Here is a 10,328-nt window from a genome sequence, read left to right as displayed (position 1 = left end):
ACAGAGTTCAGGGAGTCGTTGTTCAAAAGGGCGGGCATTTTAACAGGCTGGTGAGATTCTGCTGCCTTGGATCGACGGTGTGACGTACCACTCGATCTAAATTTGCCGCTTTTGCTACTTTGCCGCAGGATGTGGGGGTATTTGCGACTTTTGTGCGTACTGCTCGTATTTGATAACTTTTATCATTTGTGAATGCTCGACCTGACGTCATAATACTTGCCGCCAACGAAATCTTGCAGAGTCTAGGGAGCTAGCTTGTCCACGCCTGTCGAACCCTTGCGTTTGCTGCTACTGGCCGATACGCCTGAGTGGGCAGCATTGTTGCGCGAGTGCCTGGTGCCGATGGGCGACGGGGCTGTGCTGATCAGCGCGCCCAACTGGGACTCGGTGAGTCGTCTGTTCGATGACGACCACAGCGCCGTGCTGTTGACCACGCCCAACCTGCAACCCGGCCCGGGCCGTTGCAGCTTGCCGTGCGTGTTGTTGCTGGAACAGGAGCCGTTGGTGGCGCCCCTGGGAGTCAGTGACTGGCTGATCCGTCTTGCCATGGACGCCGACACCCTGCGCCGCTGCCTGCGCCATGTGCGCGAACGTGGCGTGCTGGAAAACACCTTGCAGCGCCTGGCCGAACAAGACCCGCTGACCGGTATCGCCAACCGCCAGGGCTTCCAGACCCTGTTGGCCGCACGCCTGGCAGACAACGAAGGGCGCGGCCTGGCCCTGGGCCACCTGGACCTCGACAACTTCCGCCACGCCAACGATGCCCTCGGCCACCAGGCCGGCGACCGGCTGATCCTGCAAGTGGTCTCGCGGCTCAAGAGCCAGCTCGAAGCCGGCGACCAACTGGCGCGCCTGGGCAGCGATGAGTTTGCCTTGCTGATCGACACCCGCCGCGCGCCCCAGCGTGCCGAATGGATGGCCGAGCGCATCACCGAAGCCATGGCCGAACCGTATTGGGTGGATGGCGAGAGCCTGCTGATCGGTTGCAGCCTGGGCGTCGCGCATGCCCGCGCGCGTGCCGGCGCCGACCCGTTGATGTGGCATGCCCATATCGCCATGCAGCAAGCCAAAAGCACCCAGGGCTGCACCTTTCATATCTTCAACGAACGCATCAACCGCAACGCCCGCAGCCTGGCCGACCTGGAAAGCGAATTGCGCCGCGCGCTGCGTCGCGACGAACTGGAACTGCACTACCAGCCGCGCCTCGACCTGGACGACGGCCATATCGTCGGCCTCGAAGCCCTGGTGCGCTGGCGCCACGGCGAGCGCGGCCTGTTGCCGCCCAGCGAATTCGTGCCGCTGGCCGAACAGAGTGGGTTGATCGTACCGCTGGGTTACTGGGTGATCTCCCGGGCCCTGCGCGACATGCAGGACCTGCGCGAACGCGGCCTGCCGCCGCTGCATATGGCGGTCAACCTGTCGTTCCGCCAGTTCCAGGATAGCCAACTGCTCTCGACCCTCAGCCGGCTGATTGTCGAGCGCGGGGTGGATGCGCAGTGGCTGGAATTCGAGCTGACCGAAACCGCCGTGATGCGCCGCAGTGACCTGGTCAAGCAGACCATGGACGCCCTCGGTCGCCTCGGTGTGCGCTTTTCCCTCGACGACTTCGGCACCGGCTTCTCATCGTTCGTCCACCTCAACAGCCTGCCGATTGCCTTGTTGAAGATCGACAAGAGTTTCGTCGGCGGCATGGAAGAGCGTGAAGAAAACCGCAAGCTGGTCCACGCCATGATCAACCTGGCCCACAACCTCAACCTGGAAGTGGTGGCCGAAGGCGTGGAAACCGCGGAACAACTGGCGCTGTTACGTTTGTTCGGTTGCGACCAGGCCCAGGGTTACCTGATCAGCAAACCGCTGCCATTGCCGGAGTTGGTGGACTACCTGACGTTCGGCAAGGACCAGCAGGCTTTGTTGGGCTAGCTCATCCTTTTCTTGCCAACCCACCCCCACATTTCAACCGCGCAAGACTTCTAGTCGGTCTGCGCGGCATGGAATGAGCGTTGAGCGTCTGGCTCCTGCCGAATCATGCGCTTCATCTTCGCCTCGAACGCACAGGTCAGGCTGATCGCCGCACAGGCCAGGCCCAGCGCCAGGCCCCACCACACGCCGGTCGGCCCCCAGCCCAGGGTGAAGGCCATCCACCAAGCCGCTGGCGCACCGATCAGCCAATAGCAACCCAGGCCCACCAGGAAGGTGGTCTTGGCGTCCTTGAGCCCACGGATGCAGCCCATGGCGATGGTCTGCACGCCGTCGAACAGCTCGAACCAGGCCGCCACGGCCAGCAGGCTGACGGCGAGCACGATCACCTCGTGGAATGCCGGGTCGTTATGGTCGAGGAACAGCCCGACCAGCGGATCGGAATACAGCCACAGCACCGCGGCAAATCCCAACATCACCGCCGCGCCAAAGCCGATGCCGACACGCCCCGCCATGCGCGCCTGCAGCAGTTGCCCGGCGCCATAGTGCTGGCCGATACGCATGGTCACCGCGTAGGACATCCCCGCCGGCACCATGAACGCCACCGAGACGATTTGCAGCGCGATCTGATGCGCCGCCAATTGCGTACTGCCCATGGTGCCCATGCACAGCGCCGCGAAGGCAAACAACCCGACTTCCACCGCGTAGGTGCCGCCAATCGGCAGGCCCAGCCGCCACAGCTCGCGCAAGTAGTGGGTGTTCAGACGCAACAGGCCTGCGCTCAGCGGGTAGGCCGAGTACGCGCGGTTGCTGCGGATGTACGCCATCAGTGCCAGCGCCATGCCATTGGCGACGATGGCCGTGACCAGGCCGATGCCCATCAAGCCGAGTTTCGGCAGGCCGAACATGCCCTCGATCAACGCGTGGTTGAGCAGGTAGTTGACCACTGTGCCGCCGAGACTGATCACCATCACCGGTGTGGCCTTGCCGATCGCGCTGGTGAAGCCGCGCAGGGCCATGAAACTCAGGTAGCCGGGCAGGGCGAACGGCAGGATCGTAAGGAATTGCCCCGCCGCGTCCACGTTGGTTTCGGTCTGGCCGAACATCAGCAGCACCGGCTTGAGGTTCCACAGCAGCAGCGCCGCCGCCAAGGCCATCAGCCAGGCGAGCCACAGCCCGGCCTGGGTCAGGCGGGTGGCGCCGTCGATATCGCCCGCGCCGTGGCGGATGGCGACCAGGGTGCCCACGGCAGCAATCACGCCGATGCAGAAAATCGCCACGAACGAGTAGCTCGCCGCGCCCAGGCCACCGCCGGCCAGGGCCTCGGGGCTCAGGCGGGCCATCATCAGGGTGTCGGTCAGCACCATCAGCATGTGCGCCAACTGTGAGGCAATCAACGGCCCTGACAGCCGCAGAATGGCCCAGAGTTCGGTACGTGCCGGATGTTGCATGATCATCACGCTCAAATTTTCGGAGGAGGGGGAGAAGGTCGATTCTCGGCGCTCTCAGCTCATTGCACAAAGGGATAAAAGCGATTGGTCGCATGATTAAAACTCATGCCTGATTGATTCTGGTAGGGTTTCAGCATCGTGCTGTCGGAGCTTTCCTTATGTCTCGTCGTCTTCCTCCGCTTTATGCGCTACGGGCTTTTGAGGCCGCTTCCCGACACAACTCGTTCACCCGTGCGGCGCAGGAGCTGTCCATCACCCAAAGTGCGGTGAGCCGGCATATCCGCACCCTCGAAGAGCATTTCGCCTGCCGCCTGTTCCTGCGCAGCGGGCGCAACCTGCAGCTCACCGAGGCCGCACGCCTGTTGCTACCCGGGGTGCGCGAGGGCTTTGCCGCGCTGGAGCGGGCCTGTCATACCTTGAACGCCGAAGATGACATCTTGCGGATGAAGGCACCCTCGACCCTGACCATGCGCTGGCTGTTGGCGCGGCTCAGCCGTTTCCGGCATTTGCAGCCGGGCAACGAAGTGCAGCTCACCAGCGCGTGGATGAGCGTGGATGAAGTCGACTTCAACCAGGAGCCTTTTGACTGCGCGGTGTTGTTGAGCGACGGGCACTTTCCGGCGGATTGGGAAGCCAGTTACCTGTTCCCGGAACTGTTGATTCCAGTCGGCGCGCCCAATTTGTTAAGCGACGGCCCATGGGACGTCAATCGCCTGGCCAGCGCCGAGTTGCTGCACCCCACACCCGACCGCCGCGACTGGCGTAACTGGTTGGAGCGTATGGGGCTGTCCGCCCAGGTGTCGCTCAAGGGCGGGCAGGTGTTCGATACCCTGGAGCTGGGCATGATCGCCGCCGCCCGGGGTTACGGTGTGTCCATGGGCGATCTGCTGATGGTCGCCGAAGACGTGGCCCAGGGGCGCTTGAGCCTGCCGTGGCCGACGGCCGTCGCCAGTGGGGAAAATTATTACCTGGTGTGGCCGAAAACCCGCCCGGGCGGCGAGCGTCTGCGCCGGCTGGCGGAGTTTCTGCAGGGCGAAGTGCAGGCCATGGTGTTGCCTGTCGTCGAGCGTCTCGATTGAATCGCTTCAGCGTGAGAGAGCAATCGTTTGCGTGATACCCCTGCACTTCGCTCAAGTATTGCCCGGCGCCGCCGAAGTAGGGGTGTTGGAACTATCGTGCACCAACGAATCTCACCAGATAATTTGCCGAGCAACGCTATGAGATCAGGATGATCCAGGCCTCGGCCAGGAGCTGTCATGTCTCAACCTCGTGCTCGGATCGCCTCCCAGCTAGGCCTCGCGTTAGCCGTGATTCTGGCTGTCGTCATCAGCGGCAGTACGGTTTTTGCCTTGCGTTCCCTCGACTCCGCCAACCTCGATACCCGGGAAGAACATCTGGCCAGCGAGGCGCGGCTGCTGGCCGATCAACTCAGTACCTTCCACGGCACCTTGCGCGAGAGCACTCAGCGCTTGAGCGGGCTGTTTGAAAAACGCTTCGGCGCCGGCTTGAGTGTGCAGGCGGATCAGCCGGTCGCCGTGGCCGGCGTGCAGACCCCGAGCCTGTACCTGGGCAAGGCGCTGCTGAACAACAACTTCGGTGACGTCGACGAGTTCAAGCAGATATCCGGCGGCGTGGCCACGGTGTTCGTGCGCAGCGGCGACGACTTTATCCGCATCAGCACGTCCTTGACCAAGCAGGACGGCAGCCGTGCCATCGGCACGGTGCTGGATCGCCAGGGGCCGGCCTACTCGCGGGTGGTCGGTGGGCAGACGTACATCGGCCGCGCCGTGCTGTTCGATCGCTCCTACATGACCCAGTACAGCCCGGTGCGCGACGCCAGCGGCAAAGTCATCGCGGTGCTGTTCATCGGCTTCGACTACACCGATGAGCAGAATGCCCAGTTCGCCAACCTCAAGCGCTTCCGTATCGGCCAGACCGGTTCGCTGGCGCTGCTGGATGAGCAGAAACACTGGCTGGTACCGCCGGCCGGGGTGCAGGCGCCGGACCAGGCTGTGCCGGTGATGCTGGACCTGGCCAAGGCGCCCGGCAAAGGCCGCTTCTGGAGCGACAAGCAGGAAGATTTCTACAGCGTCTCGGTGCCGTTTGCCGGCGGCCCCTGGTCGGTGGTGGCGAGCATGCCGAAAGCCGAGATCCGCGCGGTCACGTGGTCGGTGGGCATTCGCCTGGTGATCGGCAGCATGCTGGCGATGCTGCTGGCGGTGGGCGCAACGGTGTGGTTGTTGCGCAGCAAACTGGCGCCGTTGAGCGACTTGGTACGCCAGGCCGAAGCCTTGGGCGGCGGTGATTTGAGCGCGCGCCTGAACGTGTCCAGCCATGACGAGATCGGCCAACTGGCGCGCAGCTTCAACCAGATGGGGGAAGCGCTGTCGACCATGGTGTCGCACATCCGCAGGGCCGCCGAAGAGGTCAACGGCCGGGCGCAGGCGTTGTCCGGTTTGTCCGGCGGTGCCTATGAAGGCATGGAGCAGCAGTCCGGCGAAATCACCAGCATGGCCGGCGCGGTGGAGGAATTCAGCGCCACTTCGCTGAACATCGCCGACAACATGGGCAACACCGAACGCCTGGCCCAGGAAAACGCCCAGCAGACCCGCATCGGCCGCAACTCGATGCAGGAGGCGTCGTCGTCCCTGGAACACATCGCCACCGCCCTGAACAGCACGGCCACGGTGATCAACACCTTGGGCCAGCGTTCCCAGGAAATCGGCGGCATTGTCGGCGTGATCACTTCGATCGCTGAACAGACCAACCTGCTGGCGCTCAATGCCGCCATCGAAGCCGCCCGCGCTGGCGAGCAGGGCCGTGGGTTTGCGGTGGTCGCCGACGAAGTGCGCAACCTGGCCTCGCGCACTCGCCAGGCCACCGATGAGATTTCCGGGATGATCCTAAGCATCCAGCAGGAAACCGGTAACGCCATCAGCACCATGGAACAGGGCAATACGCTGATGCAGGAAGGCCTGTCACGCAACGCCGACGTGGCGTCGGCCCTGGCACGCATCGACGAGCAAAGCCGCTCGGCCGGGCAGCAATTCGCCGCGATCACCACCGCCACCCAGGAGCAGAGCAGCACGGCGACGTTGCTGAGCAGCAACCTGCAGAGCATTGCGCTGGCCAACAGCGAGCAACGCGAAGTGGTGTCGAACCTGGCGATTACCGCCAAGGAGCTGGAGACGCTGGCGGCAGGCTTGCGCCAAGAGGTCGATCGGTTTCGTTGAAGGCGCGCCTGGAACGGCTAACGTGCCTTGAGCGCGTTAGCCAGGCGCTGCATGGCGGTTTCGATTTCATGGGCGGTCAGGGACGAGTAGCCCAATAACCATCCCTGTTGCGTGGCCGCACCGGCATACAACCGGCTGAGGCCGGACAGTTGCACACCCGCGCTGGCGGCCTGGCGGATGGTTTTTTCTTCCGACCACCCCTCATGCAGCACGCAAGGGATTTGCAGCCCACCCTGGGGCCGGCATGCCGTGACCACATCGCCGAGGTACTTGCCGATGGCGTCGAGCATGATGGCTTGGCGCCCGGCGTAGAGTTTGCGCATCGCCCGGACATGGGCGTTGTAATGCCCGTCCTCCATGAAGCGCGCCAGCGTCAGTTGCAGGATTTGCGGAGTGTGGCCGTCCATCATGCTGCGCGCATAGGTGAAGGCCTTGACCAGTTCCGGGGGCAGCACCATGTAGCCCATGCGCAGGCCGGGGAACAGGGTCTTGCTGAAGGTGCCGAGGTACAGCGTGCGCTGGTACTTGTCCAGGCCCTGCACGCAGGCCGTGGGTTTGCCTTCGTAGTGGAACTCGCTGTCGTAGTCATCTTCGATGACCCATTTGCCTTTTTCCGCGGCCCAGTTGATCAACTCCAGACGCCGCTCCAGGGTCAGCGTGGCGCCGGTCGGGTATTGATGAGACGGCGTGACATACACGCAGTGGGCGCCGCTGCGGTCGGCGTGCAGCAGGTCGGTGCGGATGCCCGCCGCATCGACATCGATGGGCACGACCTTGGCCTCGGCGGTTTCGAAGGCCTTCCTGGCGCCGTAGTAGCCTGGGTTTTCCAGCAGGATCGGTTTGCCGACGTCCACCAGCAGTTGCGCACACAGAAACAGCGCCTGGCGCGTACTGCTCAGCACCAGGACCTGGTCGGGCGAGCACTTGGCCCCACGCTCAAGGTTCAAGTACGTCGCGATGGCTTTGCGTAACGACTCGGCCCCTTGCGGGTCACCGTGCAACAGCACGCTGCTGCGATAGTCCTTCATCACCTGGCGCTGCAGGCGCTCCCACACATCGGTCGGGAACGAGCGGGTTTCGGGCAGGCCCGTGGCGAATGCCTTGATCACCTGTTGATCGTTCACGCCGCCGCTGTCGAGGATCATCCGCCCGCGCAGGCTCAAGCCGGCGCCCGGTGCGGCCTGGCTGGTTTTGACGGCCTGCGCCTTGATGCGGCGGCGCGAGGCACCGCGCAATTCGGTGCCGATGGCCTCGCACACGTAACTGCCGGAGCCTTCGCGCCGCACGATAAAACCATCGCGGTGCAACTGCACGTAGGCGTTCTCCACCGTGTCGCGCGCGACCCCCAACGACGTGGCCAACACCCGCGTCGCCGGCAGCTTCAGGCCCGGCGAGAGTGCGCCGTCGAGGATCAAGGCGCGCAGCGCGCGATGAATTCGCTGGTGCAGGCCCAACTGCTGGAATTGCGCGTCGTTGAGGCGCATCTGCAGGGTTTCCAGCTCGAAGGATTTCGCCATGCGGTCTGCCTCGCCCTGAAGAATTGGCCGGTAATAGCAGGCCAGTCTATCCGTAGACTTTCACCTGTGCCACCGCCTTCACGCCGGCCAATGACCCATCACGCGAGGCTCAACCCCTCGTTTGGCAAGGAGCAAAGTCCCTATGTCTTCGTCAATATCGCCGTCGCCGCTGCGCCCGCGCGACCTGTTGCACCCCATCGTGGCCGGGCTGATTTCAGTCATCGTCAATTATGGCGGTACGTTCATTCTGGTGTTCCAGGCGGCCAAGGTGGCCGGGCTCAGCCCCGAGCTGACGGCTTCGTGGGTCTGGTCGGTATCGATCGGCGTGGGGGTGACCGGGCTGTTTCTCAGTTGGGTGAGCCGTGAGCCGATCATCACCGCCTGGTCGACCCCCGCTGCGGCGTTTCTGGTGGTCGCGCTGTCTGCCACGCCTTACGCCGAGGCGGTCGGCGCGTACATGGTTTCAGCCGCTGCGTTTGTGCTGCTGGGGCTGTCCGGCTGTTTCGAAAAAGTCATCCGGCTGATTCCGTCGGGTATCGCGGCGGCCATGCTGGCGGGGATTCTGCTGCAGTTCGGTATCGGCGCGTTTGGTGGCATGAGCCTCGACCCGGTGCTGGTCGGCGTGTTGATCGCCGCTTATGTCGGGCTCAAGCGCTTTACTGCGCGCTACGCGGTCGTCGGCATTCTGCTGCTGGGCTTGGGATTCCTGCTGGTGCAGGGGCGGGTGGACTTGTCGGGCCTGTCCCTGCAACTGGCGGCGCCGGTATTCACCCGGCCCGAGTTTTCGCTCAATGCGTTGCTCAGTGTGGCGCTGCCGCTGTTTCTGATCACCCTCACGGGCCAGTACATGCCGGGCATGCTGGTGTTGCGCAACGATGGTTTCAAGACCAGCGCCAACCCGATCCTGACGGTGACCGGGTTGGGGTCGCTGCTGATGGCGCCGTTCGGCTCGCACGCGTTCAACGTCGCGGCGATCACGGCGGCCATCTGCACCGGCAAGGAAGCCTCGGAGGACGCGTCCAAGCGCTGGGTCGCCGGGGTTGCCGCTGGGGTGTTCTACATCCTCGTCGGGGTGTTCGGGGTAACGCTGGCCGCCGTATTCATGGCGTTCCCGCCGGCATTCATCACCACGCTGGCCGGCTTGGCCCTGCTGGGCACCATCGGCGCCAGCCTGGCCAACGCGATGGCGGACATCAGGTCGCGTGAAGCCGCGCTGATCACCTTTCTGGCGTGCGCCGCCAACATCAACCTGCTCGGGATCGGCGGCGCGTTTTGGGGGTTGTTGATCGGGTTGGCTGCGTATGCGTTGCTCAACGGCCGCTTGCCACGGCGCCGTGCGCCGGCTTCCGAGGCGGTGGCGGCGGCCAAGGGAGCGGCCCAATGATGCGCGCCGAACCGCCAGCCAGCGCCACCCTGCATGCGCGTCACGGGCGTTACCCGCAGGCCACCAGCGTGGAGGACTTCCGGCGCAATCTGGCGGCCGTACAGCAACGTATCGCCAGTGCCTGTGGGCGGGTCGGGCGCGACCCGGCGAGCGTGCGCTTGTTGCCGGTCAGCAAAACCTTTGACGAGGCGCACCTGCGCCTGGCGTATGCGGCGGGCTGTCGGCTGCTGGGTGAGAACAAGGTGCAGGAAGCCCAGCGCAAATGGCAGGCCATGAGCGATCTGGCCGATCTGCAGTGGTCGGTGATCGGCCACCTGCAAACCAACAAAGCCAAGCAGGTCGCGCGCTTTGCCAGTGAGTTCCAGGCGCTGGACAGCCTGCGAGTGGCCGAGGCGCTGGATCGTCGCCTGCAGATCGAAGGGCGCCAACTGGATGTGTTCGTGCAGGTGAATACCTCCGGGGAAGCCAGCAAATACGGCCTGGAGCCGCACGCCGTCGCGGGTTTTCTGCAGGCCCTGCCAGCGTTCCCGGCCTTGCGCGTTCGCGGGCTGATGACGCTGGCGCTGTTTTCGGCCGATGTGGCCCGCGTGCGCCCGTGCTTTGTGCGGCTGCGCGAACTGCGCGAGCGCCTGCGCGATCACGCCCCGGCGGGCGTCAGCCTGGAGGAATTGTCGATGGGCATGTCCGGGGATTTCGAGATTGCCATCGAGGAAGGCGCGACCGTTGTCCGCGTCGGCCAGGCCATCTTCGGCGCCCGCGCCATGCCGGATGACTACTACTGGCCGAGCGCCGATCAACCGTCAACGACCTGACTTTTCCAGCAAGG

At 64.3% G+C, this 10,328-nt stretch carries 7 protein-coding genes and 1 pseudogene; 6 read left to right on the top strand and 2 right to left on the bottom strand.

The genetic code is table 11. The annotated features are described in order from the left end of the window. Nucleotides 1-255: 255 nt before the first annotated feature. The gene (locus MOQ67_RS30695; RefSeq protein ID WP_017846030.1) at nucleotides 256-1,920 is read left to right on the top strand and encodes a putative bifunctional diguanylate cyclase/phosphodiesterase; all 1,665 of its coding nucleotides are present in this window, start codon (nucleotides 256-258) and stop codon (nucleotides 1,918-1,920) included. A 50-nt stretch (nucleotides 1,921-1,970) separates the two neighbouring features. Here the strand turns inward: MOQ67_RS30695 and MOQ67_RS30690 are convergent, their stop codons facing one another. Next, the gene (locus tag MOQ67_RS30690) at nucleotides 1,971-3,374 is read right to left on the bottom strand and encodes a NorM family multidrug efflux MATE transporter (RefSeq protein WP_017846029.1); all 1,404 of its coding nucleotides are present in this window, start codon (nucleotides 3,372-3,374) and stop codon (nucleotides 1,971-1,973) included. A gap of 152 nt (nucleotides 3,375-3,526) precedes the next feature. Here MOQ67_RS30690 and MOQ67_RS30685 point away from each other — a divergent pair, with 152 nt between their 5' ends. The 3 genes and pseudogenes from MOQ67_RS30685 (at nucleotide 3,527) to MOQ67_RS30675 (ending at nucleotide 6,601) form a co-directional block, all read left to right on the top strand. After that, complete coding sequence (locus tag MOQ67_RS30685) at nucleotides 3,527-4,447, top strand: LysR substrate-binding domain-containing protein (RefSeq protein ID WP_026139908.1); 921 nt, start codon at nucleotides 3,527-3,529, stop codon at nucleotides 4,445-4,447. A 177-nt stretch (nucleotides 4,448-4,624) separates the two neighbouring features. Continuing rightward, a pseudogene (locus MOQ67_RS30680) lies at nucleotides 4,625-5,698 on the top strand (Cache 3/Cache 2 fusion domain-containing protein); the annotation flags it as partial. A gap of 42 nt (nucleotides 5,699-5,740) precedes the next feature. Continuing rightward, a complete protein-coding gene (locus tag MOQ67_RS30675) occupies nucleotides 5,741-6,601 on the top strand; it encodes a methyl-accepting chemotaxis protein (protein WP_370737543.1) in 861 nt (286 codons plus the stop codon). Nucleotides 6,602-6,618: 17 nt separating this feature from the next. Here the strand turns inward: MOQ67_RS30675 and pdxR are convergent, their stop codons facing one another. Continuing rightward, nucleotides 6,619-8,118, bottom strand: coding sequence for a MocR-like pyridoxine biosynthesis transcription factor PdxR (gene pdxR / locus MOQ67_RS30670; RefSeq protein WP_448125536.1), 1,500 nt, complete (start codon nucleotides 8,116-8,118; stop codon nucleotides 6,619-6,621). 142 nt (nucleotides 8,119-8,260) lie between these two features. Here pdxR and MOQ67_RS30665 point away from each other — a divergent pair, with 142 nt between their 5' ends. Further along, entirely contained in the window at nucleotides 8,261-9,502 is a 1,242-nt protein-coding gene (locus MOQ67_RS30665) for a benzoate/H(+) symporter BenE family transporter (RefSeq protein ID WP_126589415.1), read from the top strand. After that, on the top strand, nucleotides 9,499-10,314 hold the full coding sequence (locus MOQ67_RS30660) for a YggS family pyridoxal phosphate-dependent enzyme (protein ID WP_046381660.1): 816 nt from the start codon (nucleotides 9,499-9,501) through the stop codon (nucleotides 10,312-10,314). The genes MOQ67_RS30665 and MOQ67_RS30660 overlap by 4 nt, the downstream gene beginning before the upstream one ends. Nucleotides 10,315-10,328 lie beyond the last annotated feature (14 nt).

Source organism: Pseudomonas sp. LY-1 (genome assembly GCF_053502595.1).
The sequence above is the reverse complement of the archived record's forward strand: the minus strand, read 5'-3'. Positions and strand labels throughout refer to the sequence as shown.

Excerpts from the sequence above, each read along its gene's own strand:
- MOQ67_RS30685 (WP_026139908.1), top strand. The coding sequence starts at position 3,527 with ATGTCTCGTCGTCTTCCTCCGCTTTATGCGCTACGGGCTTTTGAGGCC.
- MOQ67_RS30690 (WP_017846029.1), bottom strand. The coding sequence starts at position 3,374 with ATGATCATGCAACATCCGGCACGTACCGAACTCTGGGCCATTCTGCGG.
- MOQ67_RS30665 (WP_126589415.1), top strand. The coding sequence starts at position 8,261 with ATGTCTTCGTCAATATCGCCGTCGCCGCTGCGCCCGCGCGACCTGTTG.
- MOQ67_RS30660 (WP_046381660.1), top strand. The coding sequence starts at position 9,499 with ATGATGCGCGCCGAACCGCCAGCCAGCGCCACCCTGCATGCGCGTCAC.
- pdxR (WP_448125536.1), bottom strand. The coding sequence starts at position 8,118 with ATGGCGAAATCCTTCGAGCTGGAAACCCTGCAGATGCGCCTCAACGAC.
- MOQ67_RS30675 (WP_370737543.1), top strand. The coding sequence starts at position 5,741 with ATGGGGGAAGCGCTGTCGACCATGGTGTCGCACATCCGCAGGGCCGCC.